The sequence below is a fragment of the Halobacteriovorax sp. XZX-3 genome (genome assembly GCF_043196495.1).
In the GTDB taxonomy this organism is placed as follows: Bacteria; Bdellovibrionota; Bacteriovoracia; order Bacteriovoracales; family Bacteriovoracaceae; genus Halobacteriovorax_A.
This window is the reverse complement of the sequence record NZ_JBEBMO010000001.1, coordinates 392,411-418,603: the sequence shown is the minus strand read 5'-3', so window position 1 is coordinate 418,603 and position 26,193 is coordinate 392,411. Positions and strand designations below refer to the sequence as shown.

At 37.3% G+C, this 26,193-nt stretch carries 25 protein-coding genes; 11 read left to right on the top strand and 14 right to left on the bottom strand.

Annotation, left to right across the window (positions count from 1 at the left end; translation table 11 throughout):
- Positions 1-43: 43 nt before the first annotated feature.
- Positions 44-1,024, top strand: coding sequence for a polyprenyl synthetase family protein (locus tag ABMA70_RS01915; protein WP_392991867.1), 981 nt, complete (start codon positions 44-46; stop codon positions 1,022-1,024).
- Positions 1,025-1,101: 77 nt separating this feature from the next.
- On the opposite strand, the gene ABMA70_RS01910 is transcribed toward ABMA70_RS01915, so the two are convergent.
- The 3 genes from ABMA70_RS01910 to ABMA70_RS01900 form a co-directional block, all read right to left on the bottom strand.
- Positions 1,102-2,253, bottom strand: a complete 1,152-nt coding sequence (locus ABMA70_RS01910) for an endonuclease/exonuclease/phosphatase family protein (RefSeq protein ID WP_103217291.1) — start codon at positions 2,251-2,253, stop codon at positions 1,102-1,104.
- Positions 2,253-3,587, bottom strand: coding sequence for an aminopeptidase P N-terminal domain-containing protein (locus ABMA70_RS01905; RefSeq protein ID WP_392991869.1), 1,335 nt, complete (start codon positions 3,585-3,587; stop codon positions 2,253-2,255). The genes ABMA70_RS01910 and ABMA70_RS01905 overlap by 1 nt, the downstream gene beginning before the upstream one ends.
- Positions 3,588-3,719: 132 nt before the next feature.
- Complete coding sequence (locus ABMA70_RS01900) at positions 3,720-4,382, bottom strand: hypothetical protein (protein WP_103217289.1); 663 nt, start codon at positions 4,380-4,382, stop codon at positions 3,720-3,722.
- 264 nt (positions 4,383-4,646) lie between these two features.
- Between ABMA70_RS01900 and ABMA70_RS01895 the strand changes: the two genes are divergently transcribed.
- Entirely contained in the window at positions 4,647-5,156 is a 510-nt protein-coding gene (locus tag ABMA70_RS01895) for a hypothetical protein (protein ID WP_146037802.1), read from the top strand.
- Positions 5,157-5,162: 6 nt separating this feature from the next.
- On the opposite strand, the gene lysS is transcribed toward ABMA70_RS01895, so the two are convergent.
- Positions 5,163-6,740, bottom strand: a complete 1,578-nt coding sequence (lysS, locus tag ABMA70_RS01890) for a lysine--tRNA ligase (protein WP_103217287.1) — start codon at positions 6,738-6,740, stop codon at positions 5,163-5,165.
- Between the two features lie 114 nt (positions 6,741-6,854).
- On the opposite strand from lysS, the gene ABMA70_RS01885 reads away from it, so the two are divergent.
- Both ABMA70_RS01885 and ABMA70_RS01880 read left to right on the top strand, forming a co-directional pair.
- Positions 6,855-7,073: a hypothetical protein gene (locus ABMA70_RS01885; RefSeq protein WP_103217286.1), complete on the top strand. Its 219-nt coding sequence runs from the start codon at positions 6,855-6,857 to the stop codon at positions 7,071-7,073.
- An 80-nt stretch (positions 7,074-7,153) separates the two neighbouring features.
- On the top strand, positions 7,154-7,864 hold the full coding sequence (locus ABMA70_RS01880; RefSeq protein WP_103217285.1) for a hypothetical protein: 711 nt from the start codon (positions 7,154-7,156) through the stop codon (positions 7,862-7,864).
- Positions 7,865-7,921: 57 nt separating this feature from the next.
- Here ABMA70_RS01880 and ABMA70_RS01875 read toward each other — a convergent pair whose 3' ends face one another.
- Both ABMA70_RS01875 and ABMA70_RS01870 read right to left on the bottom strand, forming a co-directional pair.
- The gene (locus ABMA70_RS01875) at positions 7,922-8,254 is read right to left on the bottom strand and encodes a hypothetical protein (protein WP_392991872.1); all 333 of its coding nucleotides are present in this window, start codon (positions 8,252-8,254) and stop codon (positions 7,922-7,924) included.
- Between the two features lie 148 nt (positions 8,255-8,402).
- Entirely contained in the window at positions 8,403-8,612 is a 210-nt protein-coding gene (locus ABMA70_RS01870; protein ID WP_103217283.1) for a hypothetical protein, read from the bottom strand.
- A 165-nt stretch (positions 8,613-8,777) separates the two neighbouring features.
- On the opposite strand from ABMA70_RS01870, the gene ABMA70_RS01865 reads away from it, so the two are divergent.
- A complete protein-coding gene (locus ABMA70_RS01865; protein WP_103217282.1) occupies positions 8,778-10,301 on the top strand; it encodes a sodium:alanine symporter family protein in 1,524 nt (507 codons plus the stop codon).
- Between the two features lie 27 nt (positions 10,302-10,328).
- Here ABMA70_RS01865 and ABMA70_RS01860 read toward each other — a convergent pair whose 3' ends face one another.
- Positions 10,329-11,513, bottom strand: a complete 1,185-nt coding sequence (locus ABMA70_RS01860; RefSeq protein WP_103217281.1) for an exo-beta-N-acetylmuramidase NamZ domain-containing protein — start codon at positions 11,511-11,513, stop codon at positions 10,329-10,331.
- Between the two features lie 123 nt (positions 11,514-11,636).
- On the opposite strand from ABMA70_RS01860, the gene ABMA70_RS01855 reads away from it, so the two are divergent.
- Together ABMA70_RS01855 and ABMA70_RS01850 are read left to right on the top strand one after the other, a co-directional pair.
- Positions 11,637-12,434, top strand: a complete 798-nt coding sequence (locus ABMA70_RS01855) for a thymidylate synthase (protein WP_392991875.1) — start codon at positions 11,637-11,639, stop codon at positions 12,432-12,434.
- Positions 12,431-12,919: a dihydrofolate reductase gene (locus ABMA70_RS01850; RefSeq protein ID WP_392991877.1), complete on the top strand. Its 489-nt coding sequence runs from the start codon at positions 12,431-12,433 to the stop codon at positions 12,917-12,919. Before ABMA70_RS01855 ends, ABMA70_RS01850 begins: the two co-directional genes overlap by 4 nt.
- A 1-nt stretch (position 12,920) precedes the next feature.
- Here ABMA70_RS01850 and ABMA70_RS01845 read toward each other — a convergent pair whose 3' ends face one another.
- Together ABMA70_RS01845 and ABMA70_RS01840 are read right to left on the bottom strand one after the other, a co-directional pair.
- Positions 12,921-14,537: a YiiX/YebB-like N1pC/P60 family cysteine hydrolase gene (locus ABMA70_RS01845; RefSeq protein WP_103217279.1), complete on the bottom strand. Its 1,617-nt coding sequence runs from the start codon at positions 14,535-14,537 to the stop codon at positions 12,921-12,923.
- 95 nt (positions 14,538-14,632) lie between these two features.
- Positions 14,633-15,208, bottom strand: a complete 576-nt coding sequence (locus ABMA70_RS01840; RefSeq protein ID WP_103217278.1) for a nucleoside triphosphate pyrophosphatase — start codon at positions 15,206-15,208, stop codon at positions 14,633-14,635.
- 93 nt (positions 15,209-15,301) lie between these two features.
- On the opposite strand from ABMA70_RS01840, the gene ABMA70_RS01835 reads away from it, so the two are divergent.
- From ABMA70_RS01835 to ABMA70_RS01825, 3 genes are all read left to right on the top strand, one after another.
- Entirely contained in the window at positions 15,302-16,156 is an 855-nt protein-coding gene (locus ABMA70_RS01835; protein WP_103217277.1) for a class I SAM-dependent methyltransferase, read from the top strand.
- Between the two features lie 107 nt (positions 16,157-16,263).
- Positions 16,264-17,682, top strand: a complete 1,419-nt coding sequence (locus ABMA70_RS01830) for a DUF4105 domain-containing protein (RefSeq protein ID WP_392991880.1) — start codon at positions 16,264-16,266, stop codon at positions 17,680-17,682.
- Between the two features lie 10 nt (positions 17,683-17,692).
- Entirely contained in the window at positions 17,693-18,013 is a 321-nt protein-coding gene (locus ABMA70_RS01825) for a hypothetical protein (RefSeq protein WP_103217275.1), read from the top strand.
- 27 nt (positions 18,014-18,040) lie between these two features.
- Here the strand turns inward: ABMA70_RS01825 and ABMA70_RS01820 are convergent, their stop codons facing one another.
- The 5 genes from ABMA70_RS01820 to ABMA70_RS01800 form a co-directional block, all read right to left on the bottom strand.
- A complete protein-coding gene (locus tag ABMA70_RS01820; RefSeq protein ID WP_392991882.1) occupies positions 18,041-18,691 on the bottom strand; it encodes a hypothetical protein in 651 nt (216 codons plus the stop codon).
- Between the two features lie 100 nt (positions 18,692-18,791).
- Positions 18,792-21,161 (bottom strand): ribonucleoside-diphosphate reductase subunit alpha, encoded by a 2,370-nt coding sequence (locus tag ABMA70_RS01815; RefSeq protein WP_392991884.1) that lies wholly within the window; start codon positions 21,159-21,161, stop codon positions 18,792-18,794.
- A 3-nt stretch (positions 21,162-21,164) separates the two neighbouring features.
- A complete protein-coding gene (locus ABMA70_RS01810; protein WP_233189698.1) occupies positions 21,165-22,136 on the bottom strand; it encodes a ribonucleotide-diphosphate reductase subunit beta in 972 nt (323 codons plus the stop codon).
- A 440-nt stretch (positions 22,137-22,576) separates the two neighbouring features.
- Positions 22,577-23,533 carry a tyrosine-type recombinase/integrase gene (locus ABMA70_RS01805; protein WP_103217272.1) on the bottom strand — a complete coding sequence of 319 codons (957 nt, stop codon included), beginning with the start codon at positions 23,531-23,533 and terminating at the stop codon, positions 22,577-22,579.
- Between the two features lie 100 nt (positions 23,534-23,633).
- Entirely contained in the window at positions 23,634-24,497 is an 864-nt protein-coding gene (locus tag ABMA70_RS01800) for an acyl-CoA desaturase (RefSeq protein ID WP_392991886.1), read from the bottom strand.
- A gap of 150 nt (positions 24,498-24,647) precedes the next feature.
- On the opposite strand from ABMA70_RS01800, the gene ABMA70_RS01795 reads away from it, so the two are divergent.
- Entirely contained in the window at positions 24,648-26,189 is a 1,542-nt protein-coding gene (locus tag ABMA70_RS01795; protein ID WP_392991888.1) for an FMN-binding glutamate synthase family protein, read from the top strand.
- The last annotated feature ends 4 nt before the right edge of the window (positions 26,190-26,193 follow it).

The window sequence follows — 26,193 nt, the reverse complement described above, 5'->3', positions numbered from 1 at the left end:
GCCCCTTTCGACAAGTGGTATTACTATTAAAACGGAAAAAACTATGAACGAATTTTTTGAAAGCATCCCTCCACAAATTTTAGAGAAAGCGGTCAATATTGACCTAGAAATTAAGTCCGAAAACTGCCTTAAAGCAATTAAGGAAGTTCTTGCTAAAACTGTTTTATCTGGTGGAAAACGCCTGCGTCCTATGCTGACATATCTAATGGCAGATTTTTTTAATGCGCACGAAAAAGAGGATGTCGCAATATGTGCTCGTGCAATTGAAATGGTTCATGCTGCTTCACTTGCTCATGATGATGTTATTGATGGCGCAACGCAAAGGCGTGGGAATCCTTCAATTAATGTTGAGGCATCAAATAAGAAGGCCGTTCTTGCTGGAGATTATCTGCTAGCAGACGTTATCTTAAGCCTTTCTAAAATTGGCTCAATCAAAGTTCTTCAAAGCATGTCTCAGGTAATTCAAGATCTTGCAATTGGTGAATGGGTTCAGTCTGATGCTCTCGATTCTCGTAAGTACTCGAAAGAAATTATTGAAAAAATTGCTTTTCATAAAACGGCCTCTGTTATGGGGTGGTGCTGTTGGTCTGGAGCTTACCTTGGTGTAGAGGATGAAGAGCTTGCATCTAAAGCTGCACGTTTTGGCCACCTAATCGGAATTGCTTTCCAGATGGTAGATGACACACTTGATTTCAGTGATGGAGAAAGCCTAAAGGATGCTCACCTTGATCTAGAGCAGAATTTAGTTAACTCAGTTGTCTATGACTATCTTGCGGCAAATCCTCTTAAGATGGATGAGTATCAAAAAGGTGGCGAGCTTAAGGATATCGTTAATCTCGAAGAAATCTCAGAAAATGTTTCTAATATTAAAAATGAAGCCACAGCACTTATTGATGAAGCTAATGATATCCTTCACGAAATTCGCACAGAATTAATTTCTCGTGGGTTCAATGAAGAGCGCTTAGCTGAAACGATCAAGCCTCTTGAGCTTATTGGTGGCTTTATTCTAAACCGCCAGGTTTAAGATACTTAACTGTCTAATGTTTGATAATTATATTACTCACAAAATATTTAAGGCCAAGCTTTAGCTTGGCCTTTCATTTAAAGTCTAAACGTTGCCCAGATAGGGAAGTGGTCGCTTGCTTTCTTAAGCTCAATTGCATCGTCATCGATACAACTTACACGCTTATCTAATCCTTTAACCATATACTTTGGCAGCTGACTTGGTGGCGTGCAAAATACATTGCCTTTATTCACAAGTGTTTCAGGATTATAAATTCCTGCATCCATTAGCTTCAGCCCTCTGTATGCGATGTAATCAAGTGTTAGTGGATTGCGATTGGCCGCAAAAGTTTGGCGCTCATTTGTTGGCCCTGGGTTTTTAAGCCAAGGATTTAGGTGATTAAATAATCTTCTAAGAACAACAGAACCTGGATTATTCATATAGATTGAAGTGTTGAAATCACCCATGATGATGACTCGATCTTCTTTATGAATTGGTTTTAAGTGTGCATACTTCTTTGGAAGTTTTACATTGAAGTTTGTTGCTCCCGTTACATACCACTCTAGAAATCGCAGTTGATCGCGATTTCTTTCATAGTTTGGAGTTTGGCGGTTTCCAAAGTGATAACTTGGAACAGTGTGAAGAAGAATGATGTGTACATCTTGATCGGCCACTTCAACAACTAGGTGAGTGAAGCTCTTATCAAAAAGCTCCATTTCTTTAGGCAGTTTTTTTCCTGCACCATCACGAAATTTTGAAAAGTCAGCGGCCGGGTTAAACTCTTTCCACTGAAGATCTTTTACAATAATTTCCTCTTTGATTGGATGCTTTGAGGCAAAACCAGTTGAGTACTGTCCAGGAAATAGGCCGTAGTTAACTTGATCGGCATTCTTTCTATCTTTTGAATACTTGCCATTAACTTTCTTTGCTTTATTTCCTGTGTTGGCCTGAGTGAAGCTAAAGGCAAATTCACTCGTATCTTCTTTTAATTGTCCTAAAAGTTTTTCTAGGTTTTTTCCATTTGGTAGATCGTATTGGATCTCATTTACACTAATGGCATCAAAGTCTAGCTTTTCCAGAATATTCTTAACACTTGTTAGCTGATCATTTTTTTTACTAAGTTTTGTGTTGTCTAGTTCTTTAATATTCCAATGAACGAGATGAATTTCATCATCTCGTCTATCATTAGTAGCACATGAAGCACCTAAGAAAATAAATAGTGTAACTAAAAGAAGATTTGTCGTTTTCATTACAGTAGGAAGTCCTTTACATCTTTTGCACAAGCTTCTTCAACTTCTTCAACAGTTTTAGGGATCATGTGAGATAGGTTCTCATGTCCATTATCTGTAATTAGAATATTGTCTTCAATTCTAATTCCAATTCCTTTTAGTTCTTCTGGAATATTTGTGAATTCATTTGAGAAGTAAAGTCCTGGCTCAATAGTGAAGATACAGCCTTTAGTAAATGGCATCGGATCACTTGTTCCATCAACTAGGTATGGGTTTTGATCGTGAACATCGAGACCTAACCAGTGTCCTGTTCCGTGTGGGAAGAACTTTCTGTGATTCGATTGTTCAATATTTGAGCTAACACTTCCTTCAAGAACCTTAAGATCAATTAGTCCTTGAGTTAGAATCTCACTAACTTTGTTATGAAGAATTGTAGCGTTGTTACCTGGTTGAGATAATTCAATGGCCGCTAATTGTGATTCTAAAACAATATTATAAACTTCTTTTTGAATTCCAGTATACTTTCCACTTACAGGGAAAGTTCTAGTGATATCTGTCGCATAACCATTTAACTCACTACCAGCATCAATTAAAAGCAGATCTCCTGCATTTAGAATTTCATCGTTTTTAATATAGTGAAGGCAGTTAGCATTATTTCCACCTGCAATAATATTATCGTAAGCACTTCCTTGAGTTGGTCCTTTCATGAAAAGGTAAGTCATCAGGGCGTTTACTTCCTGCTCTGAAACACCTGGGTTTGCAAGGGCCATTGCCGCACGATGGGCGCGATCTGTAACAATCATGGCCTCTCTCATTTGTGCGATTTCAGTTTCATCTTTGATGAATCTCATTTTCTCAATTAAATGCCCAACATTCTTAAATGTCTCTGGTGGCAATTCTTGTTGTGCTCTTTTCTTGCTAAATAAAGAGGCCGCAATTTTTCTAGCTTTGTCAGCGATATCTGTGCGCTCACTTAGGTGAACGTATAGGCTTTTGTGTCCAGGAAGAAGTTCTTCTAATTTCTTATCAAGATCTTCAATTGAGTGACCTTCATCTGTTCCTAAAAGTTCACTTGCTTTATGTGGCCCAAGTCTTTTTCCGGCCCACATCTCAGCAATTTCATCTTTTGGACGAACGAAGATAATTTGTTTTTCAACACCATTCTTTTTAGAAAGAATTAGTGCACTATCTGCTTCCGTTAATCCAGTTAGGTAACGAAAGTTTGAGTTTTGGCGAAATGGAAATTCCGTATCATTACTTTTATGTGCATATTTAGCTGAAGCGATAATGGCAATTCCATCATCCATCATATTTAGAAGTTGTTTACGACGATTACTATAGACATTATTTGTCATTTGATACCTCACTTTTATGATTGGCATCATATCAAATTACGCCCAAAACGCAAAGAGGGCGCCCTGGAAAAGGCGCCCTCTGCTACAACCAAAATCTAATGGAGTATTAGATTTTCTATAAAAATTGGGTAATTAGTATCTTCTCATACAAGTATCACGACGTTGGCTATATCTGGCATCCATTGCACAGTCACTTGTTGCTTTTTGACAAGCACGGCTTTCTGCTTCGTATGCTGACATTGCAGTTGCACTTGACGTATAAGTTTGTACGACACGTCCTGAGATTGATCCATTTGCGATTCTATCTACTGTACAAAATCTTGTTACAGTTGGGTTTGGTCTTGGTGTTGGTCTTGAACCTCCACGGATTTTTTCACATGAGAATTTCCATGGGTTTTGCTTTGTGTATCTTGCATCAAAACACTTATCATCTGCTTTACGACAAGCTTGGTGCTCGTTATTTGCTTGAGCTGTAAATGTATCAACAACTCTTCCGTTTTGTGTGTTAACTAAGTTGAATGAACAAACTTCTTTTCTCTGGTGTGGTGGTGGAACTGGCCTTCTTGAAGTTACATTACAAGTCGCTCTTGAAACAACTGGATCATATGATCTTCTATCTTGTTCGCGTGTACATTGCCTAAGGGCCTGGCGGCAAGCGGCTTCAAAATCATAATCATAAGATGAGAATTTATCGATTGAGCGGCCATTTCTGGCAACCATATCAACATGACAAGTTTCGGCCATGGCCATTGCAGATGTAACGAATAAAGCTGCAGCAACTAAAAATTTTTTCATAAATAAAACCCCTCTCGTTTTTTTTTATTTTGTTAATTATGTTTTATGAACAAAGAAGAAGTGTGACAATTTCAATAATTTAGAGGCGCAATATTTAGGCCCATTGTAAGAAATTCTGAGATTTTTCACAAAAAATGACATTTAAATCGAGGAGTTTTTACAAAAAATCAAGATTTTTGGGCCCCTAATGCCACTATTTTTCCCATTGTGACCAATATTTAAGATTTATTCACATTGATTTATAACTTCACCGAAAACTTATTTATGGAAATGAGCTTCTTTGAAAGAGTTAAAATTCACGCCTTAAGTAATGAGTACGTCAACCTAAAAACTGTGGGGCAGCAGGTATACTGCAATGATCAAATGGTTTGTGGCCCTACTCGTTGGGACAAGAAATTATTAAGACACTCATATGCACTATACGGAGTAATTAAAAGGGAAGTGATGCAGATTCGCTTTCATCTGGAAGGAAATATCATTCTCGAGTCAAAGATATTTAAAGGCTCTTCTCGTAGTGTCTCTGACTATAAAACGATAATGAATACAATGCTTGAACTTGAAAGTGAAGCCAGAAAGTGTGGCCTTGCGATTATAAAGGCCGAAATAGCACATACTCATTTAAGCTCATGCTATATTGATCGCAAAAAGTTTAAACTATGCTTATTATCAAAGAATGACCTTGAAGTGGCCAAAAGATTAAAACAATTTAGAGAGTACCCAATTGAAATAAAGGCCATCGCTAAGGATGGCCTAGTATTTAAAAAGATTTTTTAAGTATTCTTACTTAAGAAGTTTAATTACACGCTCTTTCCCGATAGTACGGATGAAACCAGCAAGCTTAGGGCCTTTTTCACGTGAAATTAGTTTTTGATAGATCGGTGCAAAGATATCTGCTGGCTTAAGTTCTAGCTCGTGCATAATCTCATACATTTTATCATTGAATTCTTTATCGTCTGCAATAGAATCCCATTCAGATTCACATAGTGAAACAAGTTTATCTAAGTATGAACGAACATTACTTTCTAGCTCCATTTCAACTGCTTCTTTATTGATAGCAAATTTAAATTCTTCTGGAGCATTCTCTTGTAGCCAATGAAGAGCACAAGTACTTCTTTCTCTAAAGCGTCTCTCGTCTCTTTCAGTTTTGATTTGATCAGCATAGTAGGCACGTGCAGCTTCAATATTTCCATCATTAATTTGAAGAACGTTACAAAGGTGTCTAAAAGATGGTTGGAAAGGGCACTCAGTTGGATGCTCTCCAATTTGAGAAAGTTCAATAACTCTCTTTGCCATTGCAACTTTCTTCTCGTTTCCTGGCTCAAGCCCATAAGCTAGACGCTCTTGACGATCAAAGTCCTCATAAGTCTTTAGTACATCTAAATCAAATGAGATCGCAAAATCTACATTGGTCTTATAAGAAGCAAAAATCCAACGAACCATTTCTGGCTCATATACTTTTAGAATATCATTAACTGTAACAAGGTTACCTTTTGATGAACTCATTTTTCCACCAAGACCTTTAATCGATACGAAATCGTATTGAAGGTAAATTGGTGCTTCCCAATCAAAGATTTTTACAATGTCTTTGGCCGTTGTGAAAGATCCACCTTGAGAAGAGTGATCCTTACCACCTGGTTCAAAGTCAACTTTTTCAAATGCCCATCTCATTGGCCAGTCGACACGCCATGGTAGTTTCACTAGACTTGTTGTGTTGATATCGATTTCACCTTCATAGTCGTGCTCATTGTGCTTATAACGCAACTTACTCTCACCATCCCATGAAAGGATTGTCGTCTTATCTGTTTTATATTTTTCACAGTAGACAGATACTGGATAGTAATCATCACCATACGGCTCTTTTCTGTGTTGGTTTAAAATATCACGAATTTCAAACCTCTTATTAAGTGCAAGTTTGATTTGGTCTTTATAATCACCAGCGCGGTATTTCTTTGCTTGATAGATTGGTTCTACTTCAACTCCAACTTTCTTAAGTTGCTCTTCGAAATTATGCTCGTGGTGAGCGGCATAACTTTCGTGCTCTCCAAATGGGTCTGGAGTATCAACGATTGGTTGGAATAAGTACTGAGCTAATTCGTCTTGTTTTGGTAGATTTGCTGGGATCTTTCTAAATGTATCGTAATCATCCCATGAGAAAATAAAGCGAACATTCTTGCCGCGAGCACGAAGGCCTCGAGCAACAAGGTCAGTTGTGATTACTTCTCTAAAGTTACCAAAGTGAACAACACCTGATGGTGTGATCCCACTTGCGACTACATAGTCGTTTTTATCGCCGTGTTGACGAATGATGCGGTCTGCCGTCATGTCGGCCCAGTGAACTAGATTCAGTTTTTCTGTCATATGATACCTACTGCTTAAATAATAATTTCGAAATCGCTCACACTATAACAAAATAATTTCACGTAGTTAAGATTTTTAATGATATTTTTGCTACTTTTATGCTAGATTTTAAGCATGTTTGCAGCATTAATTAAGGCCGCCATTTTTTATTTTATCTTTATTCAGATAAGAAAGATTCTTAGAAACACTGGCGTTTTGTCTGGTTCTAAGCCGACGACTCAAAAATACCAACAACATGAACATACCTCTTATCGCTCAGGTCAAAATCAATCTGGTACAGGCCCAGCTAGTGATAAAGATGTGATTGAAGCCGACTATCGCATTATCGATTGATTAATTGTAAGAAATTAACAGAACTCAATTTCTTTTTATTCGTTAGAATAATATAACGATCTATTTTATTGGAGAATTTGATGTTTAAGAGCCTTTTTGTCGTTTTACTATGGCCTATATTTTTTGTTTTAACTTTATCTTCTTGTGAAGATTATGGAAAGGATGAACAAAATGATCGTGGTGTAATCCGTGCGGGTGAGGCGTTGCAGATATCGAATGTGGCCTTAAGTGAAGTTAGTTTAACTCGACTAACTAGAATGTGTGAAGGACTTGAAGAGTATCACGATAATATTTTACGTGGAGTATTTTCAGAAGACTTTATATTTTCACGTCGTCAAAAAGTTTATGGGGACCCAACGATAAGAGATATTTCAAATATCGGTGTTTATATTGAAGTGCCTAATGACTACAATACAACTCCAACTTTTAAGGGGACGAAGGGTGTTGTTAAGAATTTTATCACTAAAATTCCAACAGAAAATAATCTCTATATGGCATCACTATGTGATTACACGCTCAATAATGTCGGTGCGCCACCGAAAGTTCAGCAATTAGTTGGATCTCAGTATTACGTTTATAATGTCATTTCTGATGATCGATTTGATGTAGGTATCTATACAAAGCACAACGACTCTAAATACTACCTTTATCGTTCTTATCAGTATCGTTTCGATATCAATAAGGATTCTCGTTATTACGGGATGGCCATCGAACAAAGTGAAATCTTCATTAGTGATCACTCTGGTAAAGACTATCGATTAATTTATCAAAAATTTTTAAGAGCTGATTAAAAAAAAGACCGAATTAATTCGGTCTTTTTTTGTCTTATTATTTCTTTGGGGGAGGGGTTATCTCATCTCGATTAAATCTTGATGGATATAGTCAATATCTTCTTCTAATGCTTTTAAATACTCTGGTGAAAGCTCACTTGTGTGGTCATTTAAATGAGTTAACTCAGATGCAATATTATTTAACTCTAAAGCGTAGTCCTGATCAGCTAGGTCTCTAACTTTTGCATATTCAAAAATTGCTAGATTTAGTTTTTTTGTCATCTCTTTAAGCTGCACATTCTGCATGGCCATCTTAGAGATATTGTTAATTGATCTCTCATCATCTCCACTTAGTGGAATGGCCGCTAGTGTATGAGTTGAAATGAATAGAGCTAGTAGTAGTGCTTTCATAGGTTTATTTTAGCACTTAAGCGGTTGGGATTCTTTGTTTGGTGTAAGGCTTACAAGGGTGTATAGAAAATAAGCGAGTGGGTTCAGTTTCGCAGATTCCTGTAGGTCTTTCTCATGACTTAGACAAGAATCTGCACTGATTTGAAGATTAAAGCCCTAGGCGAGCGTTCACTTCTTTTTCATCTGCTTGGCCTGCTTCGATTGAAGTCTTAATAACCATTAGCGCCTGCTGGCTAATAAATCTCTTATCGGCCGTAGCAACTGTTAGATCGATATGTTTTTGATTATCAATTGTTGAATACTTAACAAGTGGTTTTACGATTTCAATCGCTTCTTCAAGCGTTGGTAACTTACTCACTTTTTACTCCTTTTAAATCTTTATAAGAAATAAGAATACACGATTTTAATGGGCCCGAAAATAAAAAAGGTGACAAGATCAATAAAGTTTCTATAAAATTTACTGTGACACAATAAAAAACGCATACGAATTTTGAGAGAGTAAACTAAAACAAAGGATTGTTTAATGATTAAAATCGCAATGTCTCGCACGTTGATGGGGATTATTTTTTCTATCATCACCCTAAGTACCTACGCCCAAGACTATGCTCAAAGCGAGCTTGATCTACAAGATAAAGTGAATAATATATTTGGTGTCATAAATGGAAAATACTATCCATTTCTTTTTTGGAATATTCCAATTATTGATATGCCATTAATCTTGTTCGTCATGGTCTTTGGTGGTGTATTCTTCACGCTAAGACTTGGATTTATTAATATTCGACTTTTTAAGCACGCCATTGATGTAATTCGTGGAAAGTATGATAACCCTGAGGATGAAGGGGATATTACTCACTTCCAAGCGCTAACATCCGCACTTTCAGCAACTGTTGGTCTTGGTAATATTGCAGGTGTTGCTCTTGCCATTGGTAAAGGTGGTCCAGGAGTTGTGCTTTGGCTATGGATTATCGCCTTTTTTGGTATGTCGATGAAATTTGCTTCTTCTACATTTGGGCAGATGTTTAAGCATAAGACTTCAAATGGAGATATGTTAGGTGGGCCAATGGTTTACTTAACTGAAATGTTTAAGAAAACTAAGCTCATTTGGGTAGGGAAGTTCCTAGGTATCTTTTATGCCATAATGACTATTGGAGCATCATTTGGTGGTGGTAACTTATTTCAAGCAAACCAAACTTTCAAAATTATTGCCGACCAGCACCCTGGTACTTCACCGTGGATCGTAGGGATTATCCTTGCATTCTTAGCAGGTGTTGTTCTTATTGGTGGGATCAAAAAAATCGGAACGGTTACTTCAAAGCTAGTTCCAATAATGTGCGCATTCTATGTTTTTACTTGTCTCGCAATTATTCTTTCAAATTATAGTAATATTCCTCATATGTTTTCGATGATCTTTAGAGAGGCAATGACACCTGACGCTGTTTTTGGCGGTGCTTTCGCTGTTATGCTTGTAGGGATTCAAAGAGCATCTTTTTCAAATGAGGCGGGGCTTGGATCAGCTGCCATTGCCCACTCTGCGGCCAAAACAAGTGAGCCTGTTAGAGAAGGTGTTGTTGCGATGATTGGGCCAGTTATTGATACTCATATTGTTTGTACAATTACTGCCCTAACTCTTCTTGTTACTAACGCTCACATTGAACCTAGTGTTGCAGGTAAAGGTGTAGAGATGACGGCATATGCTTTTGCGACTCTTGGTGATTGGGCACCTTATTGTCTATTAATGGCCATTTGTGTTTTTGCTTACTCGACAGTTATCTCTTGGTCTTATTATGGTGAGAGAGCAACTTTATTTCTATTTGAGAAATGGATTGGTTTTAGAAGTGTGAAGTTCTATCGTCTTTGTTACGTATTTATTATTATTTTAGGTCCAGTTCTTGAAATTGGTCACGTACTAGACTTTGCAGACTTAATGCTTCTTTCAATCGCGTTTCCTAATATTATCGGAATGGTTTGTTTCTCAAATCTTCTTAAAGCGAAAGCGGATGATTATATTACACGTTTTAAGTCTGGTCAGATGAAAACTTATAATTAATAAAAAAGGCCTCGAAAGAGGCCATTTTTATTTATAAATTTTTATTGATTCAATTTCTTCTAAGTACTCTTTATGATTTTTAATTTCAAACTCACGAAGTTCACTCATGCTACCTAGACGCTCTACCCAGTCTTTGACAAATTCACTTCCGTTAATAAGATCAATGGCCAGCTTGCCAAACGCATATTCATAGTCTTTAGCATCCCACTGGAATTTGTCTCCTAGGGCGCGCTTAAACTCACGACAAAGATATTGAGAAACTTGCCATGAATTGAATTCTTTTTCATTCGTCACGTGAATGTGAACTCCGCCACATGCATTTCCTGCATGTTTATTAAAAGTCGGCATGAAGTTTACCGGACGTAGAATAAAGCTTCCGTTATCAATTTCATTAAGTGTCTCTTTAAGTGAGTCTACAAAAGAGTAGGCTTCTATTGCTGGGTGGCCAACAACTTCAAGGGAGCGAGTTGTTCCTCGTCCTTCACTTAAGTTTGTTCCTTCATAAAGAACGGTTCCGCAAAATGTAAGTGATCCTTCAGGTGTTGGAAGGTTTGGAGATGGATTAACCCAGGCAAGTCCTGTGTCTTTCCAAAACATTGCTCTTGTTAGCCCTTCAACTTCGATAATATCAAGTTCAACGTTAATACCTAGCTTCTTTTTGGCCAAGAGTGCGTATTCTCCCATTGAAAGTCCATGGCGTTGTGGAATTTCTAGTGCACCTACAAATGACTTATACTCAGTTTCTAATATATTTCCTTCTATCTTTTCAAGTCCCACAGGATTAGGACGATCAAGGATAACGACCTTAATACCGTGCTTTGAACATTCTTCAAGTAGATATGTAACTGTTGTAATATAAGTGTAGACACGTGTTCCAACGTCTTGAAGATCCACAACAAAAGTATCAATACCTTCAAGCATCTCAGAAGTCGGCTTTCTTGTTTCACTATAAAGTGAGTAAACTGGCACACCAAAGAATGGGTGAGTGTAGTGATCAGTCTCAACCATATTGTCTTGTACGTCACTAACGAAGCCGTGTTGAGGGCCAAATAATTTTTTGAATCGATCTCCAAAAATTTCCTTGAAAATAATTGGGGCAACCTTGAAGTTTGTATCGACGCTTGCGCTGTGACAAAGTAATGCAATATTTCCTGTAATTTTATTTTGTAAACTTGCGTCATCTCTTAGACGCTCTAATCCTATTTTTATCATAATATATTTCCTTATTTGTAATATTTTATGGGCCTTTTTGACGAGTTGCAAGCTATTAAAATCGTGCTTATTTCGTTATAATTGAGTTTAGAGAAAACACACACAACCTTGGGAGACACACGGATGAGACAATACTTAGATCTTATGAAACACGTGCTTGAAAACGGTCAAAAGAAAGAAGATCGCACAGGTACGGGAACAATTTCAGTTTTTGGTTATCAAGCTCGTTATAATTTAGAAGAAGGATTTCCTTTAGTTACTACTAAGAAATGTCACCTTCGTTCAATCATTCATGAACTTCTTTGGTTTCTAAAAGGTGATACAAATATTGCATATCTTAAAGAAAATAAAGTTCGCATCTGGGATGAATGGGCAGATGAAAACGGTGATCTTGGACCTGTTTATGGATACCAATGGCGTCACTGGAAAACTCCAAATGGAGACGAAGTTGACCAAGTTGCAAATCTTGTAAAAGGTTTACGTGAAAATCCATTTTCTCGTCGTCATATTTTAACTGCATGGAATCCGGCCGATGTTGATAATATGGCACTTCCACCGTGTCACTCATTTATTCAATTCTATGTTTCACCTGATATGAAATTATCTTGTCAGCTTTATCAAAGATCTGCAGATATCTTCTTAGGTGTTCCATTTAATATCGCTTCATACGCATTATTCACAATGATGCTTGCGCAAGTTACAGGTCTTAAGCTTGGTGATTTTGTTCACACAATGGGTGACGCTCACCTTTACTTAAATCACCTGGATCAAGCAAAGCTTCAGCTAACGCGTGAGCCACATTCACTTCCAAAGATGTGGGTAAATCCAGAGATCACATCAATCTTTGAATTTACTTATGAAGACTTCAAGCTTGAAGGCTATGAGGCCCATCCACATATTGCAGGAGAGGTTTCAGTTTGATCCTTTCGTTAATTGTTGGAATAGGGAAGAATCGTGAAATAGGCAAGGGCAATGATCTGCTTTGGCATATTAGCGAGGACCTTAAAAATTTTAAAAAAATAACAAGTGGCAAGCCGATTATTATGGGAAGAAAAACCTATGATTCAATCGGCAGGCCTCTGCCAAAAAGACGCAATATTGTCGTCTCTCGTGATCCTTCTTTAACGATAGAAGGTTGCGAAGTTTTTTCTAATCCACTAGAAGTCTTAGATAATTTAAAAGCTGCAGGAGTAGAAGAGGCCGTGGTTATTGGTGGCTCATTCATTTACGAATATTACCTACCAATGGTTGATAGAATCTATTTAACTGAAGTTGATTTTGAAGGAGAGGCCGATGTGTTCTTTCCTGAGTTTGACCGAAGTGAATTTAGTGTAAGTGATGAGGTATTCTTTGAAAAAACAGAGAATTCCCCAGCTTGGAAATTCTCTGTTTTAAATCGATTGTAATCTATTTAATTAAAGTACTATCTTTCATAAGTTGAGCAAAGTTTCCATTGAGATCCTTTGCTACTTCTTTTCCGTCGTGAATCAGTAGAACTGTTGTAAATGATTTATCATCTCCAACTTTTTCACCAACGTTATCAGGTGAGATTGTATAGCGTCCAGCGGCCTTGGCCACAGGCCACTCCATATCATCAAAAGTGACGTAAGCAAGTTCTGAACAAACAATTCTCTCATCAGTTTCAACATCAAAGTTAAAGTCATAGACCTTACCAACTTGTTTGAAAGCATTGATTAAGTAATCCTGTTTTTGCTCACGAGTTAACTCTCTTTGGTAGCGAACAGCTGCTAGGTCATCAATGTCCATAAAGTGATGAAGAGTATTGTACTGAACACCTGGTCTAAGTGCTTCAATAATTCGCTTTCCTTTATTTTCGATCTCATCGTGGAAAGGGACGACCTCAGGATGATCCCATATTCCTAATTCTTGAAGCTGGGCCTTATTTCCAGTCCAAATGGCAACGTGTCCCCAGTGACCAGGAATGAATTTATCTGTAAGTCTAAATGGTGTCTTTTCTAGTAAAACATCAAGAGGTTGTAGTTGTGCCTCAAGCTCCTGAATTTTTTCTGGAGATGGATCATAAAGCTTTCCACGTCTTGTTTGAACAAGACCTGCAGTGTTTCCAAAACCTTTTGAAATAACATGGGTGGCATTATTTTTACTCTCTTTAAAGTAGTCGCCAATATAGCGCCAGATCATCGAAATCTTTCTGCCAAGAATTCCTTTTTTAAATTCCTTATTTAATTTATCAAAACTAATAGATGATTGAATGAGAGAATCTAGGTAGTAATTAGCACGGTCTGTTGCAATATTATTTTCAGCATAGAACTTTAGAAGGTTTTGGTATTGTTCTAAGCCTCGTTCAACGCGATTGTAATTGTCATATTTGTTGTAGCTAAATGTAATCTTTGCTAGTTGATTTTTTAATTCAGCATTATCGTAGTTAATGAGGTGGCGAATCTTTTTCATCTCTTGTATTTGTGAAAGTACAATCATGTAATTATCGTACATAACAAGAGCTGTAGCGATAGACATCTTCATGTCATAGATAAGGGCCTTACCTAATTCATCAGTTGGGTTAATTGTAATCTCTTTGTATTTCTGCCAACGATAATTTTCGTGGGCATCTCTTTTTTGATTATGATTCGTTCTTACTTTCTTTTTCTTCTTTAAAATTTCTGATGGACGATCTGTTGTGATAATTACTTCGTTATAGCGATCAACAATCCATTTGGTTTCATCAATTTTTGGCCATACCGAATCTCTAAATCGTTTGTAGGTTTCAGTTCCTTCTTCGTGCATTGTAGTGATTTGACTACTCTTTAAGACTTTCTGTTCTTGTATGTCGATAATGAAATCAATAGCGTTGTGGCGCCAGACTAGAATTTCTTCGATTCTATTTTGATAATTTTCTAATTCTTCATGATCATAATAGGTTTCGACCTCTGGGCCGTAGAGACTTACTGATGATATTTTTCTATTTATGTCTGCATAGTCTTTCGTACAACTCGAAACGAATAAGCTGGTTGCCATAAGAGCAACTATTGCACTCTTTCTCATCATGATAACTCCCTCATATTTATCAATACCAATTATTCATCGGTAATGTTGAGGGAGTTATTTAGTCAGATATTTGTTTTACTAGTTTTTTCAGTTATTTATAGAACCTTGATACCGAAATCTTCTAAGATTTTTGAGAGTGATATAAGTGGTAGCCCGATTATTGAAGAGTGATCTGGACATTCGACTTCATCAAAAAGCGCGATTCCAAGTGTTTCAAGTTTATAAGCACCACAGCTCCATAGTGGCTCATCAATTTCGATATAGCGCTTGATCTGTTCATCTGTTAATGGTTTCATCTTCATTTTAGAGACGACAGTCTCAATCACTTGCTTTTCTTTTGAGATGACAGCAATGCTTGTAATGAGCTCATGCGTACTACCCTGTAGGCGCTTTAAGTGATTAAAAGCATTTTCTGGTGTTTCTGGCTTATTAAAAATCTCTCCATTGAAGTTTAGGACTTGGTCTCCACCGATGATAATTGATTCAGGATTAGTTTTGAGAACCTCTTGTGCTTTTTGTAGAGATAATTCACGAGAAACCTCAAGTGGAGTAAGGCCTTGTGTTTTTATGGCCTCTTCATCAATATTTGGTGAAATACATGTGAATTCTAGGCCTAGCTGTTTTAATTGTGCTTGGCGAAACTGTGATGAACTTCCTAATATTAACTGCATAATTTACTCCGAAAACGATTTCTCATAACTTAGCAAATCTATCACGCTTGGGCCATTCATGATATAATAACCCAAACTTTATTGAGGTAATCTATGTCTGATAATAATGAAAATAATAATGTAAATCCTAGCGAGTTTCCATATCTTCATGGTTTTGACCAAACTGAACAGGATCGCTTACGTGCTCAGGCCCGTTTTGCAGAACAAACTGTTTATAAGGATGTAAATCTTTCGAGGGTAAAGGAATTAATTGAGATTGGATGTGGCGTTGGTGCTCAAACGGAAATACTTTTAAGAAGATTTCCTGATATGCACATTACTTGCGTCGACCGAAGTGAACATCAGCTTGCCTCTGCAAAAGAGTTTCTCGGGAGCACTCTTAATGGTGCTTTTAAGGATCGTTTTGAACTGCATCAGATGGATGCAACAAATTTAACTTTTGATTCACGTAAGTTTGATGGAGCATTTCTGTGTTGGATTCTTGAGCATGTGCCTGAACCAGCAAAGGTTCTCTCAGAAGCAAGAAGAGTTCTTAGACCAGGCGGGCGTATTTATATTACTGAAGTTATGAATTCTAGTTTTCTTCTTGATCCATATTCTCCAAATACTTGGAAGTATTGGCAGGCCTTTAATGACTATCAATACGATATGGGCGGTGACCCGTTTATTGGTGCAAAGCTTGGAAACCTTCTTATGCAACAAGGTTTTAGAAATATTAAGGTGGAATCAAAGACGTGGCACCTTGATAATCGACGTCCCGATAAGAGAAAGGAATTCATCGATTATTGGTGTGAGCTTCTCTTGTCTGCGGCCCCTCAACTTGTAAAAGAAGGACGTGTGGATCAAGAGACAGTTGATGAGATGAGAATTGAGCTAAAGAAAGTCTCTAATGATCCAAACGCGGTTTTCTACTATAGCTTTGTTCAAGCAAGCGCTAACGCGAACTAAAAATTCTATAATTTCATATATTTAATGGCCGTCTAGAGAGTAGACGGCCTCTAACATTCTTTCATTTCTTAACTGAATGGCCTTAATTTAGCGTAATTATAGTAATTATGAAATTACGTCTAACTTCCAAATTATTTACGACACTCATCATGTGCCTAGTGATAGTGCCAGCTATTGCTGGAGAACTAGAGTTTCGTAAGTTAAGTGAGGCCCATAGGGATCAATTCCTTTCACTGACAAATTGGAAAAGAAGTATACGTACGATTCATCATGGGGGCGTAAGAAAGAGGCAAGTTATTTACAAGTCTCTTAATCTAGAATCAGATTTCAAATCACCAGCTAAAGAGTTTTCTTCAGTCTTAGAAAGTTTTTATCTCGATGAAAATTTTAAATGTGAGCGTTTTGCTATTTATGAATTCATCGCCGATGTTACAGGTATAAGGCCCACATCAAGTAAGTGTGATAATCATTTTTCAACATTTATTTTTAATCAAATGGGCCTTGTTGAAATTAGTTTTTATACGAATCGTATAACTAAGATTTCATACCTTATGGCCTCTAATGGAAAGAGTGCAATGAGCCGCTTTGGCCACAGTATGTTCTATGTTTCTGCATGTAAGCTAGATATAGAGAATTGTCCAACAAGAGATCAGGTCGAATTTGTTCTTGGTGTTGCGGCCGATGTTGATGATTTATCTCCTGGTTTTTTCAAAGGTATCTTTGGTGGTTATGCTGCAAAGATTGATTTCATGTCACTTGCCCAAGTTAAACAAAAATATAATTATGAAGAATTTAGAGACCTCTACCAATACGACTTGAATGTAACAGGACGTGATAAGAGACGATTTATCTCTCATGCGCTTAATCTATATAAGAACAAAGATATGGGACGCTACAAGTTCTTTTCTGCAAATTGTGCGACAGAATCATACAAGCTCATAAGAGCAGCTTTTGGCCACACTAAATTGCGCTCAAATATTTCTACTCCAAAGGGTCTTTTAGAAGAATTACAAGAGAGTGGATATGTAAGTACTAATAAGAGTCGTACTTTAAAAGAGAAATCGAAAAAGGTTTTAGAGAGTCTTGCATTACTTGATGTTAAAAGCTTTGAAGATTATCTCTTACTTGAACCTAGTTTAAGGGCCGCTAAAGCGCAGATGTTTCATCATCGTCATTCTCGTCAAGATTCTAATGATACCTCAGTTTTACATGCATTTGTGTTTCTAGAAACAATGGCCTTTTCGACAGAAAATATGAATTTACTCGAGCTTGCTTCAAAAAATGAGAACGCTTCTATTGCCAATGAATTTGAAGCTCTTGCTAGCGAGTATAAGGATTGGTATCGACAGAGCAATTTACTCTTAAGACAAGGAAAGAAGCCTAAGGCAAATGATGTCACAAATAGAATTGATCAATTCTATCGTATTCACTTTATGCACAGAATTGAGCGAATTAAAGAAGTCGCTTTGAATATAAAAACAACGAAAGAATTAATTAAAGATATCAACAAACGAAAACGTTTATAAAGGAGAGTTTATGAAAAATATCGCACTAATTGTTATGACACTTTTAAGTCTAAATGCTCATTCAGATGGTGTTTCTGAGAGAGAGCTTTCAACTATTTTAACTATTTCACCATTTGTTACGACGACTGAATCAATTAATGATGCATTAACAACTGATGAGTTTGAAGAAGCTGGACACATTATTGCTGATGGTGTTGTGACAGAAGAAGAACGTCAAGAGATGTCGATTGAACTTAAAGGAAGGCTAGAAGAGTGTATTGAGTCAGACGGAGCTGAGTTTGAATCTCCAGAAACTGACTGTCTAAAACTTCTTGCAAGCTACGATTACTAATTTAGCTTATACTTTGGGCCCGCTTTTTTAGTTGGCCCAAATATAGCGTCTTACTTTCTTGATTCCTTCTTCTTGGAATCGCTCCATTGCCTTAGAACTATCTTCATTAGTCAGCTCAATCAATGGGTAGTGCTCTTTTGTTTCTTCTTTATTTATTGCATAAGGAGGACCAAAGTCACGAGATCCATCGTGATCCATTGTAATCAATAGAATTTTGGTCTCTTCTTGGATTAGTCTCTTGATTGTAGGGTAGTACTTCTCTTCTCTCATGCACTTTGGAAGTGCTACATTTGAAGCTCGGTCGTAGAGAAAATCAATTTTACCTAAGTCTTCGATCTTGAAGAAATCCTTGTTATGAATTTCGATCTTTCCATCTTTAGAAGAATAGACTTGATCATTATTTTTAAACTCAATTTCATTCTCGTTAAAAAACTGTTCAACAGGATCTTTAACGACTTCAACGCCAATTACTTTTGCCCCCTTATTTGCAAGATAGATCATATCTAGTGATTTACCACATAGGGGGATGAGTACCGTTTTTCCATCAAGATCAAGATCGCCGAAGTAATCAATCATGGCCTGATTGTATTCACTCTGATGAAAGCCTGTGAAGCCTTTATCCCATCCCTCTTGCCAAAATTTTGCGTTATCTTGTTTTTGATTTGTTTCAATTTTCATATTATCGCTCTAAATGTAGTGAGGGGCCAAATCCCTTGGCCCCTCTTTCTAGCACTTCGATTCAACCGGAGTTGGATCAAATTTAATTTTAATGTAACTTCTAGCTTCCACACATTTGGCAATCTTCTGGATTGTCGATTGAACAAACCATTGCTGCCGCTTCTTGCTCAAGTTGCTCAGGAGTTTTCTTACCTTCATTCTTTACTGTGAACTGAACAGCGTTAACTGCAGCACGTGAACGTAGGTAGTACATACCTGTCTTAAGCCCTTTCTTCCAAGCGTAAAAGTGCATTGAAGAAAGTTTCCCGAAGTTAGGGTTTTCAAGGTGGATATTAAGTGACTGACCTTGGTCAATATAAGGCCCACGTCCAGCAGACATATCAATAACTGCTTTTTGCTTAACTTCCCAAACAGTTTTGTATAGAGCTTTTAAATCCTCTGGGATTCTTTCAATTGATTGAATTGAACCATTGTTAGCAATGATTTCATTTCTTAAAGTATCATCCCATAGGCCACGATCAATTAGGTCGCGAACTAAGAATTTATTAACAACTGCAAATTCTCCAGAAAGAACACGTCTTACGTAGATATTTGAAGTGATTGGCTCAAAACACTCGTTGTTACCAAGGATTTGTGAAGTTGATGCCGTTGGCATTGGAGCAACTAGAAGAGAGTTTCTTACACCGTGCTTTGCAACTTCTGCTTTTAGTCCATCCCAGTCCCAGTTTCCTGAGTGAGCAGTATGTCCCCACATGTCAAATTGGAATTGACCTTGTGACATTGGAGAACCTTCGTAAGTTGAGTATGGCCCATCAATGATTGCATCATCTTTTGAAGCAGTTACAGCTGCAAAGTAGATTGTCTCAAAGATGTCATTGTTAAGCTGAAGTGCAGCTTCAGACTCAAATGGTAGTCTCATCATAAAGAAAGTATCTTGAAGACCTTGAACACCAAGACCGATTGGACGGTGTCTCATGTTAGAATTCTTCGCTTCAATTACTGGGTAGTAGTTGATGTCGATGATTCTGTTAAGGTTCTTCGTCATACGGTAAACAACTTCATAAAGGTGTTTGTGGTCGTATGTTACATTTCCATCTTTGTCAGTCTTAACGAATTTGTTAAGAGCAACTGAAGCAAGGTTACAAACAGCAACTTCATCAGGTGCTGTATATTCAAGAATTTCAGTACAAAGGTTTGACGACTTGATTGTACCTAGGTTCTTTTGGTTTGATTTTTCGTTAGCTGCATCTTTGTAAAGCATGTACGGAGAACCAGTCTCTGTTTGTGATTCAAGTACTGCAAACCAAAGGTCTTGTGCACGGATTGTTTTCTTAGCTTTACCTTCTGCCTCGTAGCGAGTGTAAAGAGCTTCAAATTCTGCACCATAACATTCAGCTAGACCTGGACACTCATGTGGGCAAAATAGTGACCACTGTCCATCTTCTTCAACACGCTTCATGAATAAGTCTGGCGTCCAAAGTGCGTAGAAAAGGTCACGCGCTCTTTGCTCATCCTTACCAGTGTTCTTCTTCATTTCTAGGAATTCGAAGATATCTGCGTGCCATGGCTCAAGATAAATTGCAAATGAACCTTTACGCTTTCCACCACCTTGATCTACGTAGCGAGCAGTATCATTGAAAACTTTTAGCATTGGAACGATTCCGTTCGACGTACCATTAGTTCCCTTGATGAATGAACCTTTTGCGCGGATATTGTGGATTGATAGACCGATACCACCAGCAGACTGAGAAATCAGTGCAGTTTGCTTAAGAGTGTCATAGATTCCATCAATTGAATCATCTTTCATTGTTAGTAGGAAACAAGAAGAAAGCTGTGGCTTAGTTGTTCCCGAGTTAAATAGAGTAGGAGTTGCATGAGTGAAGAACTTCTGACTCATTAGATTATATGTTTCAATTGCGGCTTCCATATCATTCATATGAATACCAACAGAAACTCTAAGAAGCATTTGGCCTGGTCTTTCAACAATTTTACCATCCATTCTAAGAAGGTAAGACTTCTCAAGAGTTTTGAATCCAAAGTAGTCGTAGTTGAAGTCACGCTTATCTACGATTGTCTTATCTAGTAATTCAGCATTCGCCATTACTGTTTCATATAGTTCTTTTGAAACAAGAGGAGCGTGCTCACCAGTTGCCTTGTTAACATAGTGGTACATTTCCTTAACGTTCTCAGAGAAACAACCTTTTGTTTCTTTGTGAAGGTTAGAAACTGCAACACGTCCAGCAAGTACGTTATAGTCTGGGTGCTTTGTTGCAAGGTATGCAGCTGTTTCGGCCGCAAGTCCATCTAGTTCAGTTGTTGTAATACCGTCGTAGATACCTTCGATTACTTTTTGAGTAATCATTGTTGCGTCAACATTACCTTCTAGTCCAAAGGCAAGTGTATTGATTCTGTCTGTAATTTTATCGAATTTAATTGGCTCTCTCTCGCCACTTCTTGTCTGTACGTACATTTCTTAAAACTCCGCGTCTAGTGTGAATGTGTTTTCTGATTTTTCAGAAAGAATACCTGGTCTTTGGTATTCAGAAACTCTCTTCTCAAAGAAGTTTGTTTTACCTTCAAGAGAAATTAGCTCCATCCAGTCAAATGGGTTCGCTGCACCATAGTGAGTCTCTAGACCAAATTGTTGCATCCAGAAGTCAGCTACAAATTCAATATATTGCTTCATCAGGTCTGCATTCATACCAATTAGAGAAACTGGAATTGCATCAGTGATGAATTCTTTTTCAATTTCAACTGCTTCAGTAAGGATCTCTTTGATCTTTTCTTTGCTACATTGTTCTTCTTTATCAAGTAGTGAGTGTAGAAGAACTGCAAATTCACAGTGTAGACCTTCGTCACGAGAAATAAACTCGTTAGAAGTACATAGACCTGGCATTAGGCCTCTTTTCTTTAGCCAGAAGATTGCACAAAATGAACCAGAGAAGAAGATTCCTTCGATGGCAGCAAATGCAACTAATCTTTCAGCAAATGTATTTTTTGAGTATAACCACTTCATTGCCCAGTCAGCTTTTTTCTTAACTGGCTCAAAGTGATCAACAGCGTGGAAAAGACGATCTTTTTCTTTAGCGTCTTTTACATATGTATCAATTAGTAGAGAGTAAGTTTCAGAGTGAATGTTTTCCATTGCAATTTGAAAACCATAGAAACATCTAGCTTCAGGGTTTTGTACATCATTGTAGAAACGTACAGCTAGGTTTTCATTAACAATCCCATCACTTGCTGCAAAAAATGCAAGTACGTGAGTAATGAAGTGTCTCTCATTGTCATTTAACTTTTCCCAGTCAGTAATATCTTGGGCCAAGTCGATTTCTTCAGCAGTCCAGAAAACTGCCATGTGTCTTTTGTACATTTCCCAGATTGAATTGTACTCGATTGGGAAAAGGACGAATCTATCGTCATTCTGTGCTAGAATTGGTGAAGTCACAAGTTCCTCCTTAACTTTTGCAATAGCGTGTGTGTGCTAAATACATGCAACTTATATTTAGTAAAAAAAATATAAAATCTCTTAAATGTTATTTAATAAGATCGTGTTGTGTTGTTCTTATTCAGTGTATGACTGCCTACTTTCTATTTCAATACACAAGACTCAATAGATATTTCTTTTTTTTTAAGGGCCGCTAATTTTTATACTTGATCAGGTTGATGTGTCTTTCTAGACCCATTAAACAAGGGGTTTCGGCACTTTTTCAAGTCTTATTTTTAGAAAAAAAATACTGTCTTAAAAATTCTGTCATCTAATTTTTATTAGCAAGGGGAGTCTTTGACACGATGTGCTTATACCATATATTGTGGCCGTAATATTTTTGACACTACTATATCTTGTTAAAATATACGAACAATGGGGTGCGAAATAAAAAAACTAACTTATTCCCAGTTTAATTTTAGTGTAGGAGATTCTTTAATTTTGTTTCTTCTCTTATCGTATTCACCAGTTGTTTTCACTGATGCGTGACCTACTTCAATTGCAATTGTGTAGATATCGACACCAATTTCTAGGAGCTCTCCGATAAAAGTGGCCCTGGCCGAATGGGGAGTAATTTTAAATCCGATACCTGCTTTAAGAGCATACTTGTCTAAAAGCTCATTAATTGTTCTCGGGTTTATAGGTTTGTTTAAATTTGTTGGATCACTTGGATTTCTAGTTGGTTGAAAAAGCCAGTCATTTTCTGCTGTGTCTCGTTCATTCTCATTCATCCATTCAATATATTCATCAAGGGCCTTTATCGCGATAGGATTCAAAACTTTCTTACCAAGCTTTCCACCTTTTGCACGATATTGAAGAATCTTATTAGCGCCTTGTATTTGATAATCTTTAAAACGTAGATTTAAAATTTCACTCTTTCTAAGTCCCGTTGTAAAGAACGTTGTAAAGAGTGCTAAGTGAAGATACTTGCTCTTTTCATTTTGTCCCATATGATAAAATAGCTCTAAAACCTGTTGCTTGTTAAGGGCATTAGTAGGGGATTTAACTTCACTTCTTGGTCTTCTAACACTTGAGACAGGATTGGCCTTAAGTTGATTTTTCTCGACGAGATACTTAAAGAATGCACTTAAACTCGCAAGCTTTCGATTGATCGTCTTTGGTGTTGAAGGGTTTTGATTATGACCTCCAAATTCAGAGAGGTAATTTCTAAATTTGATGATATGTATACGCTCAATTGAATCGTAGTCATTAAGCTTATAGTAATCACTAATCCAGCATAAGAATTGGTTAATATCATTTAGATAAGATTTTCTTGTATGAGATGAAGTAAAGTTTTCAAAAAACTCTTCATCGAGAATAAAGTCATGACCAATATCTTCTTGCTTTAAATCGAACATATATCAATTTTAGCAAGGTTTTTATCTGGGGTATGGTGGAGGAAAAAAAAGGCACACCATTTCTATTCTGGTGTGCCTTTAACAGGTATATAAGCTTCGTTTAGGCCTGAATTTTGGCTTGAATTAACTCAGGACGTGTCCTCTTAAGATTCCACGTAAGCCCTACGAAGTTTAAAGATCGAATGAGCCACTTTGTTGGATCAAAGTGATACCATTTAATTCCATTTCTGTAGTCAGTTTGAAATGTGTGGTGGAAATTATGATAACCTTCACCATATGTGAAAAGCGCCATAATCCAGCTATCACGTGCTGTTTGTCCTTTATCGTAAGGGCGAGTCCCAACAACGTGACATAGTGAATTGATAAAGAATGTACAGTGGTGAACAAAAACAATTCTAGCAACACCGGCCACAAATAGGCCACCTAGCCAAGATCCTACCCATAGGTATCCAATGAGTGCTGGCAGGGCAAAGCTAAAAAGTGCAACAAAGCCAAGATAGAATTTATGTTGAAACATAACCATTGGATCCTTTAGAAGGTCTTTAGAGTACTTGTACTCATTTTGATCTTCTAAGAGTAGAATCCAGCCCATATGAGCGTAGAAAAATCCTTCATTGATATTGTATGGATCCAGTTCGGTATCTACTTTTCCATGGTGAACTCTGTGGTCATTACACCATTTAAGTGCAGAGTTTTGTACTGCCGCAGCTCCAAATATCAGTAGTAAAAGTCTTACTGGCCAACTCGCTTGGTAGGACCTGTGAGCAAATAGTCGGTGATATCCGGCCGTTATTCCTAGTCCTGTTGCGATATAGAAAATTAACGATAACGCTAAAATTCTCCAATCAAAACCATCAATTTTAAGCCATGCAATTGTTCCTGCAATAGCAATTAGTGGTGTTATTAAAAGAAAGAGTGTATTTGTTTTATTTAGATTTTTTAATGAATAAGTCTTTTTGCACATAGGTGTCTCTCGTGTTTGTGTTTAACTAATCTTAACAATTCACGAGCAATTTCATTGTAAAACAAATGTAAATGTTGACGATAAGTAAGTCATAAATAGTAAAAAACTGACAAATTAAAACATAATTTGTTCACTACGAATGAGGTATCTATGGCCTATCTTGGTCGCGGGGTTAGTCCACGTAAATTATTTTGGTTGTTTTTTCTTATTACAAACGTGGCAACGATATTTGCTGGGGTCTTTTTTAATGAGTTCTTCTACTATCAGTACTTAATCTTAGTCCCAATCTATTTACTGGGTTTTTACGATTTAGTGCAAAGTGAGCATACACTAAAGAGCAACTATCCTGTTGTTGGACGCTTTCGTTATGTTATGGAAGATTTAAGGCCTAAGATCTATCAATACTTTATTGAATCAGATGAAGATGGAACACCCATCCCACGAACAACTAGAAACGTTATCTATCAAAGAGCAAAGCTAGCACTTAGTACAAAACCTTTTGGAACTCAAAAAGACGTTTATGAAACAGGTTATGAATGGATCAATCATTCAATGTATCCTAAAGAATTTTACGAAGTTCAAAAAGATCTCAGAGTCATGGTTGGGAGCAAGCATTGTGATCAGAAATACAATCTTTCAATATTCAATATTTCTGCAATGAGTTTTGGTTCTCTAAGTTCGCGTGCAGTTGAAGCATTAAACCTTGGTGCTAAGCTTAATAACTTTGCTCACAATACAGGAGAAGGTGGAATTAGTGACTATCATCTAAAGGGTGGAGGTGATCTTATTTGGCAAATTGGAACAGGCTACTTCGGGGCACGAACTCCAGAAGGTGGCTTTTGTGATAAGAGCTTTAAAGAGAAGGCCACATTGGATCAGGTGAAGATGATTGAGTTAAAACTTTCTCAAGGTGCAAAGCCTGGGCATGGGGGGATTTTACCGGCCAGAAAGAATACTGCTGAAATTGCACGTATTCGTGGAGTTAAACAGGGCACTGAGGTTGACTCACCTCCATCTCACAAAGAGTTTAGAGATGCGACAGAGATGGTTGCTTTCATTCAACGCTTAAGGGAGTTAAGTGGAGGCAAGCCAGTAGGTATTAAATTATGTTTTGGGCGTAGAGACGAGTTTGTCGAAATGGTTGAGGCCTTTAAAGAGCTTGGAAACTATCCTGATTATATAGCAGTTGATGGTGCCGAGGGAGGAACAGGTGCTGCCCCTTTAGAGTTTTCTGACTCAATTGGAACACCTTTAATTGAAGGTCTAACAGCTGTCGTTAATATTTTAACTGAATACGGCCTAAAGGATGAAATCAAAGTCATTGCCGCTGGAAAGATTTTTACAGCTTTTGACATTGTAAAGGCCATCGCACTTGGTGCTGATGCATGTTATGGCGCGCGCTCAATGATGCTTGCAATTGGCTGCATTCAAGCTCTTACTTGTAATTCAAATAAGTGTCCAGTTGGTATCACAACGCAAAACCCTGATCTCGTTAAAGGTCTTAATGTGGATCAAAAAGGTAAGCGTGTTGCAAACTTTCACCACGCAACAGTTGAGGCCGTTAGAGAAATTGTCGCAGCTGCTGGCTATGAAAATGTTAAGGATCTAAAGCGTAAGGATATCTTTAAACGCGATAGTAATCACGGTGTAAACTCTTACGAAGATATCTATCCTTCATATAAGACGTTATAAAGGA